Raw genomic sequence first — 19,492 nt, 5'->3', positions numbered from 1 at the left:
CGGGCGCTTAGCCTTGCGCCTGTTCCAACTCTGCCATTGATCGCACGATGTCCAACCTCTTCGACCCCGTCCAGGCCGGCGACCTGAAGCTCGCCAACCGCATCGTCATGGCGCCGCTCACGCGCAACCGCTCGCCGAATGCGATCCCGCCCGATCTCGCCGCCACTTACTACGCCCAGCGCGCCAGCGCCGGCCTGCTCATCACAGAAGCCACCGCCATCAGCCACCAGGGCCAGGGCTACTCGGACGTGCCCGGCCTCTACGGCACGGAACAGCTCGACGGCTGGAAACGCGTGACCGACGCCGTGCACGCCAAGGGCGGCAAGATCGTGGTGCAGCTCTGGCACGTGGGCCGCGTCTCGCACAGCGAACTGCAACCCGGTGGCGGCAAGCCCGTCGCCCCCTCGGCCATCACCGCCAAGACCAAGACCGTGCTCATCAAGGACGGCGTGCCGACCTTCGTCGAGACCTCCGAACCGCGCGCGCTGGATGCGGGCGAGCTGCCCGGCATCGTGCACGCCTTTGCGGTGGCTGCACGCAGCGCGGTCGAGACCGCCGGCTTCGACGGCGTGGAACTGCACGGTGCCAACGGCTACCTGCTCGACCAGTTCCTGAAGGACGGCAGCAACAAGCGCACCGACGACTACGGCGGCAGCATCGAGAACCGCGCCCGCCTGCTGCTCGAATCCGCGCGCGCCGTGGTCGACGCCGTCGGCGGCGGCAAGACCGGCATCCGCCTGTCGCCCGTGACGCCCGCCAACGACGCGCACGACAGCAACCCGCAGCCGCTGTTCACCTACGTGGTGAAGCAGCTCGCCGCGCTCGACCTGGCCTACATCCACATCATCGAAGGCGCCACCGGCGGCCCGCGCGAGATCGAAGACCGCCCCTTCGACTACGAGGCCCTCAAGGCCGCGTACCGCCAAGCCGGCGGCAAGGGTGCATGGATGGTCAACAACGGCTATGACCGACCGCTGGCCGAGGAAGCGCTGAAGGAAGGCGATGACCTCGTGGCCTTCGGCAAGCCCTTCATCTCGAACCCCGACCTCGTGCGCCGCCTGCGCGAAAACGCGCCGCTCAACGAGCTCGACAAGGCCACCATGTACGGCGGCGGCGCGAAGGGCTACACGGACTATCCGGCACTGGCCTGAGCCACGTCGCGCTAAGAGGCCATGGCAAGATGCGGCGGACCCATCCATCCGCCGTCATCCGCCGACAGGAGAGAAATGCCATGGCCCTCATTGCGCAACGACTGGCCTCGCTCGGCCTCGTGCTGCCGCCGCCCGCGATCCCGCCGGCCGGCGTCATCCTCCCCTTCCAGTTCGTGCGCGTCGTCGGCCGCCGCGCGTTGATCTCCGGCCACGGTCCGCTCAACGCCGATGGCACCATCGCCGCGCCGCTCGGCAAGCTGGGCCGCGAACTGAACGTCGAGCAGGGCTACGCAGCCGCGCGCCTCACGGCACTCGCGATGCTCGGCAGCCTGCAGCGCGCCCTCGGCGGCCTCGACCGCATCACCGCGTGGACGCGCGTGTTCGGCATGGTCGCGAGCGCACCCGGCTTCGACAGGCAGCCCGCCGTCATCAACGGCTTCTCCGACCTCATCCTCGAAATCTTCGGCCCCGACATCGGCGCTCATTCGCGCAGCGCCGTGGGCATGGCCGAGCTGCCGTTCAACATCCCTGTGGAGATCGAAGGCGAAGTGGAGTTCGACGCATGAGCGCCGCGCCGGGCCGCCCCAAGCAAGCTCGCACCGCAGTGCGAAGCACGAAGGTACTCCAATGAGCGCCGTGCCCTGGACCTTGCGGCGCGCCGACACCGCCGATGCAGCAGCCATCAGCGAATGCGCTGGGGAAGCCTTTCGCCACTACATTCCGCGCCTCGGCCTCACGCCGATTCCGATGACCAAGGACTACGGTGCGTCAATCGCGAACGCGCAGGCCTGGGTCGCGCAGCAGCATGAACAAGTCGTCGCGGCGCTGGTGCTCGACATCACCGACGAAGGCTTCCTGATCGACGTGATCGCGGTGCACCCCACACAGCAGGGCACCGGCGTAGGCCGCGCATTGCTCGAACTGGCGGAGAGCGAAGCGCTGCGGCAAGGTCATGACTCGATCTACCTCTTCACCAACGAGAAGATGACCGAGAACCGCGCGCTCTACGAGCGCATCGGCTACGTCGAATACAAGCGTCTCGTGCTCGCACAGCGCACCCGCGTTTTCATGCGCAAGCCGTTGAAATGAGGCTTCCCGCGATGCAGCTCGAACGCATTCATCACGTCGCCATCATCTGCTCCGACTACGCGGTGTCGAAGCGCTTTTACACCGAGGTGCTGGGCCTGCGCGTGGTGGCCGAGAACTACCGCGCCGCGCGCGATTCGTACAAGCTCGATCTCGCCCTGCCCGACGGCTCGCAGATCGAGCTCTTCTCCTTTCCCGATGCACCTGCGCGGCCCACGCGACCCGAAGCGCAGGGCCTGCGACACCTGTCCTTCGAGATGCACGACGTGCAGGCCGCCGCCGACGAACTCTCGGCGCAGGGCATTGCGGTGGAACCGCTTCGCATCGACGAATACACGGGTCGTCGCTTCACCTTCTTTGCCGATCCCGACGGTCTTCCGCTCGAACTCTACGAGGCCGCGCCGGGCAAGGATCTCGAAGCGCTTCTACTGGAACTCGAAGGCGCGTTGCATCTGCGCGAGGTGCGCGCGAGCGCCGCACGGCTGGAAGAACTGCTGGACGACGACTTCCATGAACTCGGCGTCTCAGGCACTGTGTGGACGCGCACCGCCATCATCGAAGCGCTGCGCGACGAAGCCTTTTCGGAACGCACGATCTCGGACTTTCGCGTCCTGCGCATGGCGCCCGACGTGGCACTGGTCACCTACCGCGCACACCGCCAAGCCATTGCGCAGCGACCTGCAGCTGACTCGCTGCGCAGCTCTCTGTGGAAGCGCCGGCATGGCCGCTGGCGCATGGCGTTCCACCAGGGCACGCCGCTCTAGCTTGCCGGTGCTTCAGCCCACTTCGCCGAACGCCACACTAACGCGCAAGCCAGTGGGCTCCGCCGCTTCGAGCCTCAGCTCGGCGCCCAACAGCTCGGCATAACGCGCCACGATCGACAGCCCCAGTCCCGAGCCCTGCCCCAGCTTCTCGCCGGCCGGACCCTGCGCCCAGCGCTGCATCAGGTCGCGCTGCGCGTCCAGCGGAATGCCGGGCCCGTCGTCGATCACACTCAGCGTGTGGCCCGCGAGCTCGACCGTGATGGTGCGCCCTCCATAGCGCAACGCGTTGTCGATCAGGTTGTCGAGGATGCCTTCGACCAGCGCCTCGTTGGCCTGCACGACCACGCCGTCGTCGAGGCCGCGCGCGCCCAGGTCGACACCGCGCGCGTCGGCGCGCGCAAGGTGCCGCAGCACCGTCTGCTCGGCCAGCACGTCGAGCCGCACCGGCACGCGCTTGAGCTCGGTGCGCGCCTCTTCGGCCAGCGCCAGCGCCAGCAGCTGGTCGATCAGGTGGCTGGCGCGCGCCTGCCGTTCCGACACGCGCTCCAGCTGCTCGCGCCACACATTGGTGTCGTGCTGCGCCAGCCCGTACTCGGCCAGCGCGCGGATGCCCGCCAACGGCGTGCGCAGTTCGTGCGCCACGTTGCCCACGAACTCGCGCTGCGCCTGCACGCTGTGGCCGAGCCGCTCGAACAGCGAGTTGACCGCGTTGCCCAGGCGCTGGATCTCGCGCGAGGTCTGCGCCACCGCCACCGGCGACAGGTCGCGCACGTCGCGCCTGTCGAGCGCGCGCTGCAGGTCGCCGAGCGGCCGCAGGTCGCTGCGGATGCCGTACCAGAGCCAGATGGCCAGCAGGATGAGCAGCACGATCTGCGGCGCCAGCGCGTAGCCCAGCAACTGCCGCACCAGTGCGGTCCGGCTCAGCGTGGTCTGCGCGATCACCACGCGGTACGGCATGCTGATGTCGGGCTCGGCGTCGTGCTCGAGCACCACCGCGCGCAGCACGCTGCCCTCGTAGTTGATGTCGGCGAAGCGGTAGCGCGCCCCGTCCGCCGGCAACGGCGCCTGCAGGCCCGGCTGCCCGGAGATCAGTGTGCCGTCGAGCCGCTGCACCGCGAAGTACACCTTGTCGACCTGGTCGAAGAGCACGGTGGCCACCTCGCGCGGCGTCAGCAGCAGCTCGATGCCGCGTTCGCCCGCCTGCACGTTGGCCGACAGCGCATAGGCGTCGTCGAGCATGCCGCGGTCGAAGGCCTGCTCGGAAAAGTAGTTGGCGATGACCAGCGCGATGACCGCGCCGACCATCCACGTGAGCGCCAGCGGCACCAGCACGTTGCGCAGCACGCGCCGCGTGAGCGATGGCGCACGAACGGCCGCGGGCTGCGGTTCTGTCGTCTGCTCGGTCACGCTCGGATCACACCTCGGCTTCGAGCAGGTAGCCGATACCGCGCAGCGTGCGGATGCTCGCGCCCGAGCCCTGCAGCTTCTTGCGCAGGCGCGAGATGAAGGCCTCGAGCGCGTTGTCGCCCAGCGATTCGTCGAAGCTCGAGAGCTTGTCGGACAGCGCCCGCTTGCTTACGGTGCGGCCCGGCGGACTCATGAGTTCCCACAGCACCTCGAACTCGCGCGCCGGCAGGTCGAGCGGACCGCTCGCGGTCGAGAAGCGGCGCGCCTTGCGGTCGAGCTTCAGCTGACCCAGCAGCACGAGGTCTTCGGTGCCCTTCGCGCGGCGCACCAGCGCACGCAGGCGCGCTTCGACCTCGGCCAGGTCGAAGGGCTTGCCGAGGTAGTCGTCGGCACCCGCGTCGAGGCCCGCGATGCGTTCTTCGGTGCGCCCGCGCGCCGTGAGCACCAGCACCGGCGTGCGGTCGCCCCGCGCGCGCGCCTGCCGCAGCGCGTTGAGGCCGCTCGCGAGGCCGCTGGTCGGGCTTGCGGTGGCCGGCAGGTTGAGGTCGAGCAGCACGGCATCGAAGGGCTGCACACGCCACAGGTGGTCGGCGTCCTCGACGTTGGTCGAAACGTCGACGCGATGGCCGGCATCCGCGAGGCTGCGCACCATCACGTCGCGCAAAACGGCGTCGTCTTCGACAAGCAGAATTCGCATGGTGTTTGAATGGTTGGGGGGTAATCTGCCTTGCGAACGACGGGTCAGCGGCCGGTCAGTCGCTCCAAGCGATAAACGCTGCATGAGCATACGACAGCACGATGAAACACGGGCCATTTTCATGGCTGGCACCACACGATGAGTGCGCGTGAACCCTCCGATCTGTTGAGCCTTGTGCCGCCGCAAGTGCAGCGCACCGCCGTGGTCCTGCTGCATGGTTTATGCAGCACGCCTGACGAGCTGCTGACCGTGCAGTCCGCACTGCGCAGCCGCGGCTACCCGGTGCACCCGCTGTCGATCGAGGGTTATTCGTTCGATGCCGCGGCGCCGCTGCAGCGCGCCGCGCCGTACGAACGCTGGCTCGACGCCATCCAGGTCCATGTGAAGGCGCTGCGCGCGCAGCACGACCGCGTGATGCTGGTCGGCATTTCCGCCGGCGCTTAGCTCGCGCTCGGCGCGGCCATCCGCTGCGGCAGCGACGTCGATGCACTGGTGCTCATGTCGACCACGCTGCGCTTCGACGGCTGGGCCATCCCGCGCACGCAATTCCTGCTGCCGCTGGCCTTCTACACGCCGCTCGGCCGGTTCTGGCAATACCGCGAGCGCCCGCCCTACGGCGTGAAGAACGAGCGCGTGCGCGCCTGGATCGAGCGCGAGCTGCGCCATCGCAAGGTTTCGCGCGCCGGCAGTTCCGTCATCGGCGTGGGACATCTGCGCGAGCACGACCGGCTCATCCGCCACGTGCGGCGCAACCTCAACGGCGTGCAATGCGGCAACGTGCTCGCGCTGCATGCCCAGCAGGACGAGGTGGCCAGCGTGGCCAACCTCGACATCCTCGCGCGCGGCCTGCGCTGCCGCGACTTTCGCACCGTGGTGGTCGCCAACAGCTACCACATGATCACGATCGACAACGACCGCCAGCAGGTGGTGCGCGAAACGGTATCGTTCGCCGATGCAGTGGCGCATGGCACGACGCCAGAGCATCCGCTGTACGCCTGACCTCGTTCGACACGCCTCAAAGGAAAGCATCTCCATGTCTTCTTCCGCCTCCCCCACCTTCAACAGCATCGCGGCGATCCTCGAGACCGACTTCCGCATCGAGCGCTCGGCCATCTCGCCGGCCACCGCGCTGTCGGACCTCGGCCTCGACTCGCTCGCGCTGATGGAGTTCGTCTTCGCCGTCGAGGACGCCTTCCACCTGCGCATTCCCGAAGACCGCCTCGACCCGCGCGAAGCCGGCATCACGCTGGAACGCCTGTGCGACGTGATCGACGCCGAGAGCGCCCCCCTGGCCGCCGTCCAGCCCGCCGAAGCGGCCGCATGAGCAGCGGCGCCGCCCACGCCGTGCTCGCCGCTTCGGCCACACGCGCCGCCTCGGCGCCGGTGCGCGTGAGCGGCATCGGTTTCGTCACGCCCATCGGCCGTACCGTCGAGGCCTTCGACGAGGCGTTGTTCGCGGGCCGCTCGGCCGTGCGTGCGCAAACGCTGGAGATCGAGGGCATGGACCCGATGGCGCTCGCCGTCGCCGCCTGCGACTTCGATTCGAATGGCATGCGCAGCACCTCCCGCCTGCCGCTGGACCGCGGCACCGCCATGGCCCTGGCTTCGGCGCAGGACGCGGCTCTGGAAGCAAAGATCGACCTCGACACCATCGACCGCGACCGCCTCGGCATCTTCTGGGGCAGCGGCCTCGCCGGCGCCGGCACCTTCGACAACACCACCAGCGCGCTCTACGGCGAACAGCGCCGCATGCGCCCGACCACGGTGCTCACCGTGATGCCCAACGCCGCCGTGGCGGAGCTCGCGCTGCACTTCGGCGCGCGCGGATCTGCCATTGCCTACGCCTGTGCCTGCGCCTCCTCGGCCGTGGCCGTCGGCGAGGCGATGCGCGCCATCCGCGGCGGCTGGATCGACGTCGCCATCGTCGGCGGGCACGACGCCATGCTCACGCCCGGCGTGATGGCCAGCTGGAACGCGATGCGCGTGATGGCGCCGCCGCCGGCCGATGCGCCCTCCTCGGCCTGCCGTCCGTTCTCGGGCGACCGCGCGGGCTTCGCCATCGGTGAAGGCGCGGCCGCGCTGGTGCTCGAATCCGAAGCGCATGCGGCCGCACGCGGCGCCGAAGCCGCGCCCTTCGTGCTCGCGGGCTACGCCACCAACTGCGACGGCACGCACATCACCAACCCCGACACCGCGGGCCAGGTGCGCGTGATGCGCGCCGCGTTGCGCGACGCGGGCATCGAGGCCTCGGACGTCGGCCACATCAACGCACACGGCACGGCCACCTCGGCCGGCGATGCAGCCGAGGCCGCATCGATCCGCGAAGTGTTCGGCAAAGCCACGCCGGTCAGCGCGACCAAGGCGATCCACGGCCACGTGCTCGGCGGCGGCGGTGCCATCGAACTCATCGCCGCGCTGCGCGCACTGGCGCGCGAGGCGCTGCCGCCCATCGCCAACCTGCAGACGCCCGACGCCGCATTCGACCTCGATTTCGTGCAGGGCGAGGCGCGCGAGGCCAAGGGCATCCGCTATGCGCTGTCCAACTCCTTCGCCTTCGGCGGCACCAACGCCGTCATCGTGGCCGGCCGCGCGTGCGAACGCTGAAGATTCGCTGAACACTCTCTGAAAAAACGAACGCGGTGCACCGGCTGGTCGTCTTCGTCGTGCCCGTGTTCGCGCTGCTCATGGCCTGCGAGTTCGCCTGGGGCTGGCTCCAGCGGCGCAACACCTACCGCTTCAGCGACACACTCGGCAGCCTGAGCCAGGGGCTGCTGAGCCAGGCGCTCGCGGTGTGCACGCAGCTGTTCCAGATCGGGCTCTATGCCATGGTCTATCCGCTGGTCGCGATCTGGACCCGACCCGGCTTCTGGGACAGCGCCGCAGGCTGGATCGCCGCCGTGCTGCTGTTCGACTTCTTCGACTACTGGCTGCACCGCGCGGGCCACGAGTCGGCCGTGTTCTGGGCCGCGCACTCGGTGCACCACCAGAGCCAGCATTTCAATTTTTCCACCGCGCTGCGCCAGGAAAGCACCGTGGTCTTCCTGGGCTGGGCCTTCTACCTGCCGATGGCGGTGGTAGGCGTGCCGCCCGAGCAGTTCGGGCTGGCGGGACTCATCGTGCTCGTCTACCAGTTCTGGATTCACACCGAGCACATCGGCAAGCTCGGCTGGTTCGACCGCGTGTTCTCGTCGCCCTCGAACCATCGCGTGCACCACGCGGTGAACGACGGCTATTTGGACCGCAACTACGGCGGCATGCTCGTGGTGTGGGACCGGATGTTCGGCACCTTCGCCGAAGAAACCGAACGCTGCGTCTACGGCACGCGCAAGGCGCTCGCGAGCTTCGACCCGATGCGCGCGATCCTCGGCCCCTATGTGCCGCTGCTGCGCGACGCATGGCACACGAAGCACTGGCGGGACAAGATCGCCGTGTGGTTCAAGCCCCCGGGCTGGCGGCCGGCCGATGTCGCGGCGCGGTTTCCGGAAGCGCCTTTTTCGCTGGAAGAAGCCATGCACATCCACGCCCCTGCGCTGACGCGCCCGCAGGTCGCGTCGGCTGCCCTCCACTTCGCATGCTGGGTCGGCGTAACGCTGGCCTTTCTCTGGCGCGCCGACGACCTCGCGTTCCACACCGGGCTGACGCTGCTCGTGCTGGCGGTCGGCGGCTTCTGGTCCATCGGCGCGGTGCTCGATTCGCAACTTCGGCTGCGGTGGGCCTGGTGCGCGCAGGCGGTGCTGCTGGCGATGTCTGCGGTGCTGCTCTTCGCCTGACGACATCCGCTCGCCGCCGCTATGCTCGGCGCCTTCATCGTTGCAAGGCACCCACCATGCGCAGGCTGGCCACACACGAAGACATCGACACCGTCTTCGCCCTCTACATGCACGAAAAGGTCGTGCCCTTCCTGGGCTACGACCCGATGCCGATCGAGGACTTCCGCGCCATCTACCAGGAACTGCTCGACGGCCGCAACTTCTACGTCTACGAGCGCGAAGGGCGCATCGCCGGTTTCTACCGGGCCACGCGCTACCCGGGCCGGGTGCGGCACGTGGCCTGCCTGGGTACGCTCGCGGTCGATCCCGCATTTCACGGCCAGGGCATCGCGCTCGCCATGGTGAGCGAAGCCATCGACGCACTGAAGACCATCGGCATCAGGCGCATCGAACTCTTCGTTGAAAGCGACAACGCGCCGGCGATGCGCTTCTACGAAAAACTCGGTTTCGAACGCGAAGGCACCTTGCGCAAGTTCTACAAGCGCGCCGGCGACGCGCAGGCCATCGACGACCACGTCATGGCGCTGCTGATCGACTGAGCGGAGAGCCTCAGGGCCTCCAGCGCCGCAGCAGCAGCGCATTGGCCATCACGCTCACGCTCGACAACGCCATGGCAGCACCGGCCACCACCGGGCTCAACAGGCCGAAGGCCGCAAGCGGAATGCCGGCCACGTTGTAGACGAAGGCCCAGAACAGGTTCTGCCGGATCTTCGCGACCGTGCGGCCCGAAAGCTCGAAGGCCTGCGCCACCAGCGCGAGGTCGCCGCGCATCAGCGTGATGCCGGCCGCTTCCATCGCCACATCGGTGCCGCCGCCCGAAGGCGCCATCGCGATGCCCACGTCGGCCGCTGCCAGCGCGGGCGCGTCGTTGGCGCCGTCGCCGACCATCGCCACGACGTGTCCGTTCTTCCTCAGCGCACCGACCTGCGCCGCCTTGTCGGCGGGCAGCACGTCGGCACGCACGTCTTCGGCCGCGATGCCGAGCCGTGCGGCCATGGCCTGGGCCGCGCGCAGGTTGTCGCCCGAGATCATCACCACGCGCAGGCCGCGCGCATACAGCGTGCGGATGGCTTCGGCGGCTTGCGGCTTGGGCTCGTCGGCGAAAGCGAGCAACGCCTGTACATGCGCGGCGCCCGCCTCATCGAAGCGCAGCAATGCAGACACGGTGGCACCTTGCGCCTGCAGGCCGTCGACATCGGCGGCTTCGGGCATCGCATCGAGTTCGCGGCACCAGCGCAGGCTGGCGATGGCCCAGGTCAGGCCATCGACATCGCCGCGCACACCGCGGCCCGGCATCGCCTGCATTGCGCTCAATGCGTGCGGCTGCAGGTTGCGCTGTGCTGCGGCGGCCAGCACGGCCTTGGCCAGCGGATGCTCGCTGCCACCCTGCAGGCTGGCAGCAGTTGCCAGCAGATGGTCTTCAGTTGCCCGAATACCTGCCGCCGGTACCAGCGCAGTCAACACCGGCCGGCCCACCGTCAACGTGCCGGTCTTGTCGAACGCGACGGTATCGACGCGGTGCGCAATTTCCAATGCACGCGCGTCCTTGATCAGAATGCCGTGCCGCGCCGCCACGCCCGTGCCTGCCATCACCGCAACCGGCGTCGCAAGACCCAGCGCACATGGACAGGCAATGACGAGCACGGCCACGGCGTGGATCAATGCGGTCTCGATGCCTGCGCCTGCCATCATCCAGCCAGCGAACGTGACGAGCGCGATCACCAGCACCACCGGCACGAACACGGCCGCCACCTTGTCCACCAGCCGCTGGATCGGCGCCTTCGCAGCCTGTGCATCTTCGACCAGCCGGATGATGCGTGCGAGCACGCTCTCGGCGCCGACTGCGCTCACTTCGATGACCATGCGCCCGTCGCCATTCACTGCACCGCCGGTCAACGCATCGCCCGGCCCCTTGGCCACCGGCAGCGGCTCGCCGGTGAGCATCGATTCATCGACCTCGGACTGCCCTTCGATCACCCGTGCATCGGCCGGCACGCGCTCGCCGGGCCGCACCGCGAGGCGGTCGCCTACCAACACCTCGGCCAGCGGCACATCGCTTTCCTTGCCGCACGCACCCACCAGGTGCGCCACTTCGGGCCGAAGTTGCTGCAGCGCGCGGATCGCGGACGTGGCCTGGCGCTTGGCGCGCGCCTCGAGCCACTTGCCGAGCAGCACCAGCGTGATCACCACCGCCGAAGCCTCGAAGTACAGGTGCGGCATCTCGCCATGACCCGCATGCTCGCCGGTCGCCGCGCGCCACCAGAGCCAGAGCGACAGGCCGAAGGCCGCGCTGGTGCCGAGAGCCACCAGCAGGTCCATGTTGCCGGTGCGCGCTTTCGCCGCATGCCAGCCAGCGCGATAGAAGCGTGCGCCCAGCCAGAACTGCACCGGCGTCGCGAGCAGCAGCTGCAACCATGGCGGCAGCATCCAGTCCTGCCCGAAAGGATCACCGAGCATGGGCGCCAGCAATGGGATCGACAGTGCCAGGCCCACGGCGACCGGACCGAAACCGTGCCAGGGCGACAGCGCAGCGGCTTCGTCGGCCGCGGTGCTTGCCGCGCGCGGCTCGTAGCCCGCGGCGCGCACGGCGCGGCGCAGGCGAACGTCCATACCTTCGTTGCCGCTCGTGACCACGCGGGCCGATTCGGTCGCGAGATTCACGCTCACGTCCTGCACGCCGGGCACGTTCTTCAGCGCACGCTCGACTCGCATCACGCACGAGGCGCAGGTCATGCCGCCGACCGAGAGGTCCAGCGTCATTGGAGGAGATTGCAGATTTTCCATGCCCCAAGGCTAAGGCCTCACACGATGGCAAGGTCAAGCGGCAGATCCAGTGCCCCTTTGCTGGACATTGACATCGTGAGAGGGTTCAAACTTGCGTCCCGCATACTTCCATCACTTCCAAGGAGCCATCACGATGAGCCAGAAATTCCAGGTCACGGGCATGAGCTGCGGCCACTGCGTGAGCGCGGTGCAGAACGCGGTGCAAACGGTGGACCCCGAAGCACAGGTCACGGTCGACCTCGAGACCGGCCATGTCGACGTGCTGAGCGAACAGCCGCGCAAGGACATCGTCGCCGCGATCGAGAACGCGGGCTACGCCGTTCAATGAGCGCGGGCCACGTCGCCATCGGCGAAGCGGCGCAGCGCTCCGGCGTGTCGGCACGCATGGTCCGCCACTACGAAGGGCTGGGCCTGCTGCCGGCGGTGGCGCGCACCGAAAGCGGCTATCGCCAATACGGCGATGCCGACATCCACACGCTGCGCTTCATCAAGCGCTCGCGCGACCTCGGGTTTTCAATGGAAGAAATCGCCGAACTCGTCGGGCTGTGGCACAACCGCCGACGCACGAGCGCCAGCGTGAAACGCATCGCCGAGAAGCACCTCGGCGAACTGGAGCAGCGCATTGCGGACATGCAATCCATGCGCAACACGCTGGCCCACCTGGTGCACTGCTGCCACGGCGACGCCAGACCGGATTGCCCCATCCTCGATGACCTGAGCAAGGTCTAGGGCCTGTTCACCCTATGCAAGGGGTCGCGTTGCTTCGCAAAGGGGCTGGCTGCAAGGCGCCCGCGCGCAGCAAGGCTCGTGCCTTGCAAGTGCGGGCAACGCCGCAGATGGCCCCTTTGCGAAGCAACCCGGAGGGAAGCTCGCCACAGCCCGCCCTTCGGCGTTGCGCTCCTTGTGCGTGCGGACGCACGCACGGCGTCACGCGCCTTGATGGGTGGGCTGTGGCGAGCTTCGCGACCCCTTGCATAGGGTGAACAGGCCCTAGATCAAGCGCCCCGCACCAGCGAGAGCACCTTGCCCGCATCCAGCGTGCGGGCCTTTTCCTGGATCGCCGGCAGGTACTGCGTCTGCAGACTCTGCCCTTCCTTCACCACGCCCGAGAACGCGTCCTTCAGCATCTGCGTCGAAAGCGTCCGGCCGCCGGCGTAGTAGCGCTTGGCCACATGGCCCAGCGCATAGGTCGAGGCGAAGCTCATCCCCGAGCTCACGGCCTGGTTGCCCAGCCCGCGCAGCAAGCCACCACCGACCTTGCCGAGCAATCCGCCGAGGAGCTTGCGACCGGCCTGCTCCAGGTACTGCGAGGTCAGGCCGACGCCGACCGTTGCCAGGAAATCCTTCACGTGGCCGCTGTCGAGCTGGTAGCCGTACGACTGGCCGATCCGGTAGACCAGCTTCATCTGCAGCGGAATGATCGCCATGGTCGAGAGCGTCTCGGGCAGCAGTTCCAGCGCGCCGTTGAGGATGGCGGCATTGAGGATCGATTTGTCGAGCTCGGCGCTGTCCGGGGTGCCGGGCGCCGCCACGGCGCTGCCCCCAGTGGCGGTAGCCACCGGCACCGCCGCGATGTCTTCCGCCTGTTGCGAGAACGCGGCCGCCGAGGCATCCAACCCCAGCGAAGTTCGCACGTCCGCCAGGAACATCCGCTCGGCCTCCGACTGCGTGCCGTCCGCATCGCACACGCACACCGCCATCTCGTAGGCCAGCTGCCTCGACTCGGTGCTTTTCAGCTCCCCGGCCACCGAGGCCAGCGACACGCGCTTCATCAGCACGTCCTGGTAGAGCGTCGGCAGGTTCAGGCCGTCGGCCTGCGACAGGCCCTCCGCAATCCGCTTGATCTCGGCGCGCTCGCGCTCGTGCTTCTCGCCGTCGACAAAGGCAGCCAGCAGCGATAGGGTAACTATCGACTTTGTATCTGAAGGTGTCATTTGTACGAAATTTCGCAATATGAAGGATCACGTTCGGTCGCCATGGCTGGCGAAGGTTCCGCCGCCGGTTCTCCCCACAAACCTTGGGCAACTCTGTGGATAACGTCGGCACTTCTGTGTAGGGGTTCGGCAAGTCATTGATTCACAAGGGAAATTAACAGTTTGCCCAAATTTTCAGCAATGAATTTCTCGCGCCGGAAACCGCCTTTGGCAGATTTTCCGGAGTGCGTCAAAGGACAACTCTGGGGACATTTTTTGAACAAGGCATCGGTTATCCACAGGCCGGAGCGGGTACCCCATGTTGTTCATATGCCGGGTACAAACCCGAAGCGCGGCTGCGCACAGTGACAGAGGTATGACAAGTGCTTGTCGCATAACGAAAAAAGCGGCATGTCCACAGAAGTGGGCGACCCTTATCTACTACTACTAATTTGAATAAGAAGAATAAGAAGATGGGAAAGGGGAAAGCTGCGCCCGAAAAAAAAGCCGCGAACGGCCGCGCCGGTCCACGGCGCCTTCGGTCCCAACCGGTCCTCCCGGCGCGTTCCCCTCGCTAACATCTGCGGATGAGCTTCAAACCCCGGATCCTGATCGCCGAAGACGAATCGGGCATCGCCGACACGCTGCAGTACGTCCTGAAAAGCGACGGATTCACGCCGGTCTGGTGTGCCACGGCCGAGGAAGCCATTGCCCAGTTCGCGCAGGAGGCACCGGCGCTGGCCATCCTGGACATCGGGCTGCCCGATCTCAACGGTTTCGAACTCTTCAAGCGCCTCCAGGCGCTGAACCAGTCCATGGGCGGCCCGGAGGTGCCGATGGTGTTTTTGACGGCCCGCAGCGACGAAATAGACCGCGTGGTGGGCCTCGAACTGGGCGCGGACGACTACATTGCCAAGCCGTTCTCGCCGCGCGAACTCGTCGCCCGTGTGCGGACCATCCTGCGGCGCAGCGCGAGAAACGGCGCAGGAGCCCCGGCAACAGCCGCGGCTGCAAACCATGGGGTGCCCCATCAAAATCCGGCCCAGACGCCTCCTGAGAGCCCTCAAGCACCCGCAATGCCCTTCTCGCTCGATCACGAGCGCATGCAGATCCGCTATTACGGCCGGGTGCTCGAGCTCTCGCGCTACGAATACGGCCTGCTGAGGCTGCTGGTGCAGCGCCCGGGACGCGTCTTCACGCGCGACGAATTGCTCGAACTGGTCTGGGACGATTCGAGCGACAGCTTCGACCGGACGGTCGACGCGCACATCAAGACCCTGCGCGCCAAGCTCAAGGCGATCGCGCCCGAAGTCGAGCCGATCCGCACGCTGCGCGGCACCGGCTATGCACTGAACGAAGAACTGCCGACCAAGGCGTCGTGACAAGACGCACGCGCATCTTCATCGGCATCCTGCTGATCTACACGGCGGGCATCGCCTTCCTCCTCTATCGCGTCGTTTCCGACATCGACCCGCGCTACCGCGAGTCAGCCGAGGAATCGCTGGTCGAGACCTCCCAGCTCGTGGCCAGCCTGGTCGAGCAGGATGTGATTGCCGGTGCCATCAACACCGCACGGCTCGAGCCGCTGTTCCGCACTGTCTACGCGCGCGAGTTCTCGGCGCAGATCTACAACCTGCACAAGAGCCGCGTCGAGCTGCGCGTCTACGTCACCGACCGGAGCGGGCGCGTGATGTTCGATTCGCTCGGCAGGCACCTCGGCGCCGACTATTCGCAGTGGAGCGACGTGAGCCGCACGCTAGCCGGCCTGTACGGCGCGCGCACTTCGCGCGACGTCGATGGCGATCCGCGCACTTCGGTCATGTACGTGGGCGCGCCCATTCGCTGGAACAACGAGATCGTCGGCATGGTCAGCGTCGGCAAGCCGGTGCAGAGCTTCGGCCAGTTCGTGGAAGACGCGCGCGTGCGCACCATCTGGGTCGGCGTCGGCTCGGCGCTCGCACTGCTGCTGCTCACGCTCATCGTCTCGGTCTGGCTGGTGCGCCCCTTCGGCCTGATCCGCGACTACTGGACCTGGGTGCGCGCACAGCGCAGCCTGAGCCTGGCGCGCATGGCACGACGCGCGGTCGACGGCGTGCGCACCGGCTTCAGCGAAATGCGCGATGCGCTGACCGGCCGCAACTACGTGGCCGACTACGTGCAGACCTTCACGCACGAGGTGAAGAGCCCGCTCTCCGCCATCCGCGGCGCGGCCGAGTTGCTGCAGGAGCCGTCGATGCCGCATGCCGAGCGCGAACGCTTCTTGAAGAACATCGAAGGCGAGACGCAACGCATCCAGGAAATCGTCGACCGCATGATGGAGCTCACCGCGCTCGAGACGCGGCGTACGCTGGACCGCACCGAGCCGGTGGCGCTGGCTTCGCTGATCGACGACATCGCCATCAGCGCGCAGCCTGCGGCTGCCAGGCGCAACATCAAGTTGCTCGTGAACATCCGCGACGAAGCCCGCACGGAAGGCGACCCGTTCCTGCTGCGCCGCGCGATCAGCAACCTGCTGGACAACGCCATCGATTTTTCACCGCGCGACAGCGAAGTGCTGCTGACACTGGAAACCACGTCGAAGCTCGCCCGCGTGAGCGTGCGCGACCGTGGCCCGGGCATTCCGGAATACGCGCAGGAAAAGGTCTTCGAGAAGTTCTATTCGCTCGCCAGGCCGCACAGCCAGAAGAAGAGCACGGGACTGGGGCTGGCGTTCGTGAAGGAGATCGCGGCATTGCACCGCGGCCGCATCGAACTCGGCAATGCGTCGCGCGGCGGGGCTGTGGCGACGCTCACGCTGCCGCTACTGTCAAATCACTGAGCTACGGGACGGCCGATCAGCGCGCTGTACGCACGGCGCGTCTCCGGGCTCACCGCCCCGAGCGCCTGCAGATATTGCGTCTGGTGCTGCGCGATCATGCGCGTCGACGCCACTGTCTTCGAGCGGCAGTACCAGTGGCAGGTGTGCTGCATCAGGAACAGCTCGGCCGACATGGTGAAGGCCTTCGACTTGGGCGTGCGCCCGGCCTCGTTGCGCATGACGCCGGCGATGCCGCTCGCGTGGATCAGCAGGGCCTGCCGCATGTCGAAGGTCGCGGCCGGGAAGAAGTGGGTGAACATCGGAATGGCAACCGGCAGCTTGCTCACGCGCGTGACAGCTTCGGGCAGGCGCGAGAACTCGGCGGCGAAGCTGTCGAGCTGGGCGGAGAGCTTTTCCTCGGTGGCGTCCAGCAAGTGCCAGATCTGCTGGCGGCGCTCGGCGTCGTCTTCGCCGAGGCAGCGCATGTAGCCGGAGGTGAGGCTTTCCATCAGCTTCTCGATCTGATGGCGGCCGAGGTGGCTGGCCAGCAGCGCGATGCGCAAGCGCTGTTCCCTGGACTTGAGGATGTAGAAGCCGGCAGCAAAAAGCGCCACCAGAGTAAGAATTTCCATGTACGCGTGGAGAAAAAAAGAAGGCGGGAAGCAGCACCGAGTGTAGGCACCGCGACCCGCCTTCGCTTTTTTCGCTTCGACCTCTAGCGGAAGAAATCGAGGATCTTGTTGCGCTCTTCGGGCGGTGGCGGTGCGCCGATTGGTGCACCTGTGAGTTCTTCGGCCGGCGGTGGCGGCGCCTCGTTGTTTTCCAGGCCCAGGCTCGCCACGCTGTGGCCCGGCGTGAAATCGTCGAAGTACCACTCGCCGTCGACGTTCACCACGCCCGCCGGTTCGGCCGGTTGGGTCACGGGCACGCCCTGCAGTGCTGTCTGCATGTAGCCGATCCAGATCGGCAGGCTCAGGCTGCCGCCGGTTTCGCCGCGCACGCCGAGCTGGCGCGGCGTGTCGTAGCCGATCCACGCGATGCCGACCATGGTCGGCTGGAAGCCCGCGAACCAGGTGTCGAAGGAATCGTTGGTGGTGCCGGTCTTTCCATAGAGGTCGTCGCGCTTCAGTGCCTGGTGGGCCTTGAAGCCGGTGCCGCTCTTCACCACGCTCTGCAGCAGCGAGTCCATGATGAAAGCGTTGCGCTGCGGAATGGCGCGGCGTGTTTCGTCGAGCACCGGCGCTTCGGTTTCCATGATCACCTTGTCCCTCAGGTCGGTGACGCGCGTGACGAGGTACGGATTGACGCGATAGCCGCCGTTGGCGAACACCGAATAGCCCACCGCCATCTGCATCGGCGTGACCGAGCCGGCGCCCAGGCCCATCGGCAGGTTCGCGGGATGCTTGTCCTTGTCGAAGCCGAATTTGGTGACCCAGTCCTGCGCATAGGGCGCGCCGATCGACTGCAGCACGCGCAGCGTGACGAGGTTCTTCGATTTCATCAGCGCGGTGCGCAGCGGCATCGGGCCTTCGTAGGTGCCCTCGAAGTTCTTCGGCTCCCACGGCTGGCCGCCGTTGACGGCGGCATCGAAGTACAGCGGTGCGTCGTTCACCACGGTGGCGGGCGTGAAGCCCTTTTCGAGCGCGGCCGAATAGATGAAGGGCTTGAAGCTCGAGCCCGGCTGGCGCCAGGCCTGCGTGACGTGGTTGAACTTGTTCTTGCCGAAATCGAAACCGCCCACCAGCGCCTTGATGGCGCCGCTGCGCGGGTCCATGCCGATGAAGGCGCCTTCGACTTCCGGTAGCTGCGTGATTTCCCAGGTGTTCTTCGGCGTCTTCGCCACGCGGATCACTGCGCCGCGGCGGATCTTGATGTTGGGCGGCGCCTTCGCGGCAAGGCCGGACTGCGCGGGCTTCAGGCCATCGCCCGTGATCTGGATGGTTTCGCCATTGGCGCGCACGGCGCTGATTTCCTTCGCGTTCGCGTCGAGCACCACGGCAGCGACCACGTCGCCGTTGTCGGGATGCTCGGCGAGCGCGTCGTCCACGGCCTCGTCGACTTCCTTCTGCTCGGTCGGCAGGTCGACGAACTTCTCCGGGCCGCGATAAGGCTGGCGCCGTTCGTAGTCCATGATGCCCTTGCGCAGCGACCGGTAGGCCGCAGCCTGGTCGGCCGCCACGAGCGAGGTGTAGACCTTCATGCCGCTGGTGTAGATGCTGTCGCCGTACTGCGCGTACATCATCTGGCGCACCGTCTCGGCCACGTATTCGGCATGCAGGCGGTTCGGGTCGGCGGCGTCGCGCAGGTGCAGTTCTTCCTTCTTGGCTTCGGCGGCCTGCTCGGCGGTGATGAAGCCGGTTTCGTGCATGCGGTCGATCACGTACAGCTGGCGCGCCCGCGCGCGGCGCGGGTTGGCCACGGGGTTGTTGGCGCCGGGCGCCTTCGGCAGGCCGGCCAGCATCGCGGCTTCGGCGACGGTGACGTTCTGCAGCGGCTTGCCGAAGTAGGTTTCGGCCGCGGCGGCAAAGCCGTAGGCGCGGTTGCCGAGGTAGATCTGGTTCAGGTAGATCTCGAGGATCTGGTCCTTGGTGAGCTGCCGTTCGAGCCGCAGCGCCAGCAGGATCTCGTAGGTCTTGCGGCTCATCGTCCGCTCGGAACTCAGGTACACGTTGCGCGCCACCTGCATCGTGATGGTCGATGCGCCCTGTTTGCGGCCACCCTTCAGGCTGGCGACCGCAGCACGCAGGAAGCCCTTGTAGTCCACCCCGCCGTGGTCATAGAAGCGCGCGTCTTCAACGGCCAGCACAGCGTCCTTCATGACCTTCGGAATGCTGGCGAAGGGCGTGAGGTTGCGGCGCTCTTCACCGAACTCGCCGATCAGCTGGCCCTCGGTCGAGTACACGCGCAGCGGCAGCTTGGGGCGGTAGTCGGAAAGCTCCGAGACATCGGGCAGCTTCGGGTAGATGGCGACCACCGCGACGATGGCCGCGACCAGCACCACGAGCGCGCCGGAGCCCACCCCGATGGCGCCCCAGCCGGCAATGCGTTTCCAGCGGCGGCGGGGATCGTTCGGCGCCGCGCTGTCGTCGTCGGAAGGTTTGGGGCTTGAGCGTTTGAACATAG

General features: G+C 67.2%; 20 protein-coding genes. 14 read left to right on the top strand and 6 right to left on the bottom strand.

Translation table 11 applies throughout. The annotated features are described in order from the left end of the window. The first annotated feature begins 47 nt into the window (after window positions 1-47). The 4 genes from ACEOAB_RS29700 to gloA2 all read left to right on the top strand — a co-directional run bounded on the left by ACEOAB_RS29700 (window position 48) and on the right by gloA2 (window position 3,001). Window positions 48-1,151, top strand: a complete 1,104-nt coding sequence (locus ACEOAB_RS29700; RefSeq protein ID WP_056600075.1) for an alkene reductase — start codon at window positions 48-50, stop codon at window positions 1,149-1,151. An 80-nt stretch (window positions 1,152-1,231) separates the two neighbouring features. Next, window positions 1,232-1,717, top strand: coding sequence for a RidA family protein (locus ACEOAB_RS29695; RefSeq protein WP_056600072.1), 486 nt, complete (start codon window positions 1,232-1,234; stop codon window positions 1,715-1,717). 61 nt (window positions 1,718-1,778) lie between these two features. Next, complete coding sequence (locus ACEOAB_RS29690) at window positions 1,779-2,240, top strand: GNAT family N-acetyltransferase (protein ID WP_413749015.1); 462 nt, start codon at window positions 1,779-1,781, stop codon at window positions 2,238-2,240. Continuing rightward, window positions 2,237-3,001, top strand: a complete 765-nt coding sequence (gene gloA2 / locus ACEOAB_RS29685) for an SMU1112c/YaeR family gloxylase I-like metalloprotein (protein WP_413749016.1) — start codon at window positions 2,237-2,239, stop codon at window positions 2,999-3,001. Before ACEOAB_RS29690 ends, gloA2 begins: the two co-directional genes overlap by 4 nt. 12 nt (window positions 3,002-3,013) lie before the next feature. On the opposite strand, the gene ACEOAB_RS29680 is transcribed toward gloA2, so the two are convergent. Together ACEOAB_RS29680 and ACEOAB_RS29675 are read right to left on the bottom strand one after the other, a co-directional pair. Next, the gene (locus ACEOAB_RS29680) at window positions 3,014-4,408 is read right to left on the bottom strand and encodes a sensor histidine kinase (protein WP_413749017.1); all 1,395 of its coding nucleotides are present in this window, start codon (window positions 4,406-4,408) and stop codon (window positions 3,014-3,016) included. Between the two features lie 7 nt (window positions 4,409-4,415). After that, window positions 4,416-5,105, bottom strand: coding sequence for a response regulator transcription factor (locus ACEOAB_RS29675; RefSeq protein WP_007833605.1), 690 nt, complete (start codon window positions 5,103-5,105; stop codon window positions 4,416-4,418). A 138-nt stretch (window positions 5,106-5,243) separates the two neighbouring features. On the opposite strand from ACEOAB_RS29675, the gene ACEOAB_RS29670 reads away from it, so the two are divergent. Genes ACEOAB_RS29670 through ACEOAB_RS29645 form a run of 6 tightly spaced genes read left to right on the top strand, consistent with a single transcriptional unit; the run spans window position 5,244 to window position 9,414 of the window. Next, a complete protein-coding gene (locus tag ACEOAB_RS29670; protein ID WP_495653321.1) occupies window positions 5,244-5,549 on the top strand; it encodes a hypothetical protein in 306 nt (101 codons plus the stop codon). Between the two features lie 54 nt (window positions 5,550-5,603). Further along, window positions 5,604-6,104: an alpha/beta hydrolase gene (locus ACEOAB_RS29665; protein ID WP_495653320.1), complete on the top strand. Its 501-nt coding sequence runs from the start codon at window positions 5,604-5,606 to the stop codon at window positions 6,102-6,104. A 34-nt stretch (window positions 6,105-6,138) separates the two neighbouring features. After that, the gene (locus tag ACEOAB_RS29660; RefSeq protein ID WP_413750553.1) at window positions 6,139-6,429 is read left to right on the top strand and encodes a phosphopantetheine-binding protein; all 291 of its coding nucleotides are present in this window, start codon (window positions 6,139-6,141) and stop codon (window positions 6,427-6,429) included. Further along, window positions 6,426-7,709, top strand: coding sequence for a beta-ketoacyl-[acyl-carrier-protein] synthase family protein (locus ACEOAB_RS29655; protein WP_413750554.1), 1,284 nt, complete (start codon window positions 6,426-6,428; stop codon window positions 7,707-7,709). The genes ACEOAB_RS29660 and ACEOAB_RS29655 overlap by 4 nt, the downstream gene beginning before the upstream one ends. Window positions 7,710-7,744: 35 nt before the next feature. Beyond that, a complete protein-coding gene (locus ACEOAB_RS29650; protein ID WP_413750555.1) occupies window positions 7,745-8,875 on the top strand; it encodes a sterol desaturase family protein in 1,131 nt (376 codons plus the stop codon). A 56-nt stretch (window positions 8,876-8,931) separates the two neighbouring features. Next, window positions 8,932-9,414 carry a GNAT family N-acetyltransferase gene (locus ACEOAB_RS29645; protein WP_413750556.1) on the top strand — a complete coding sequence of 161 codons (483 nt, stop codon included), beginning with the start codon at window positions 8,932-8,934 and terminating at the stop codon, window positions 9,412-9,414. Window positions 9,415-9,424: 10 nt separating this feature from the next. Here ACEOAB_RS29645 and ACEOAB_RS29640 read toward each other — a convergent pair whose 3' ends face one another. Further along, entirely contained in the window at window positions 9,425-11,635 is a 2,211-nt protein-coding gene (locus ACEOAB_RS29640; RefSeq protein WP_413750557.1) for a heavy metal translocating P-type ATPase, read from the bottom strand. Between the two features lie 157 nt (window positions 11,636-11,792). On the opposite strand from ACEOAB_RS29640, the gene ACEOAB_RS29635 reads away from it, so the two are divergent. Both ACEOAB_RS29635 and cueR read left to right on the top strand, forming a co-directional pair. Further along, window positions 11,793-11,987, top strand: coding sequence for a heavy-metal-associated domain-containing protein (locus tag ACEOAB_RS29635; protein WP_007833622.1), 195 nt, complete (start codon window positions 11,793-11,795; stop codon window positions 11,985-11,987). Beyond that, window positions 11,984-12,388 (top strand): Cu(I)-responsive transcriptional regulator, encoded by a 405-nt coding sequence (gene cueR / locus ACEOAB_RS29630; protein WP_007833624.1) that lies wholly within the window; start codon window positions 11,984-11,986, stop codon window positions 12,386-12,388. The genes ACEOAB_RS29635 and cueR overlap by 4 nt, the downstream gene beginning before the upstream one ends. Window positions 12,389-12,654: 266 nt before the next feature. Here the strand turns inward: cueR and ACEOAB_RS29625 are convergent, their stop codons facing one another. Next, complete coding sequence (locus ACEOAB_RS29625; protein ID WP_413750060.1) at window positions 12,655-13,593, bottom strand: YcjF family protein; 939 nt, start codon at window positions 13,591-13,593, stop codon at window positions 12,655-12,657. A gap of 566 nt (window positions 13,594-14,159) precedes the next feature. On the opposite strand from ACEOAB_RS29625, the gene creB reads away from it, so the two are divergent. Together creB and creC are read left to right on the top strand one after the other, a co-directional pair. Further along, a complete protein-coding gene (gene creB / locus ACEOAB_RS29620) occupies window positions 14,160-14,954 on the top strand; it encodes a two-component system response regulator CreB (RefSeq protein ID WP_413750061.1) in 795 nt (264 codons plus the stop codon). Next, complete coding sequence (gene creC, locus ACEOAB_RS29615; RefSeq protein ID WP_413313631.1) at window positions 14,951-16,390, top strand: two-component system sensor histidine kinase CreC; 1,440 nt, start codon at window positions 14,951-14,953, stop codon at window positions 16,388-16,390. The genes creB and creC overlap by 4 nt, the downstream gene beginning before the upstream one ends. On the opposite strand, the gene ACEOAB_RS29610 is transcribed toward creC, so the two are convergent. Together ACEOAB_RS29610 and ACEOAB_RS29605 are read right to left on the bottom strand one after the other, a co-directional pair. Next, the gene (locus ACEOAB_RS29610; protein ID WP_413750062.1) at window positions 16,384-17,001 is read right to left on the bottom strand and encodes a hypothetical protein; all 618 of its coding nucleotides are present in this window, start codon (window positions 16,999-17,001) and stop codon (window positions 16,384-16,386) included. The two genes, creC and ACEOAB_RS29610, sit on opposite strands and share 7 nt — an antisense overlap. A gap of 83 nt (window positions 17,002-17,084) precedes the next feature. Next, window positions 17,085-19,490, bottom strand: a complete 2,406-nt coding sequence (locus ACEOAB_RS29605) for a penicillin-binding protein 1A (protein ID WP_413750063.1) — start codon at window positions 19,488-19,490, stop codon at window positions 17,085-17,087. Window positions 19,491-19,492: the final 2 nt, after the last annotated feature.

The sequence above is a fragment of the Variovorax sp. Varisp53 genome, from assembly GCF_059491555.1.
This window is presented reverse-complemented; position numbering and strand designations above follow the sequence as displayed.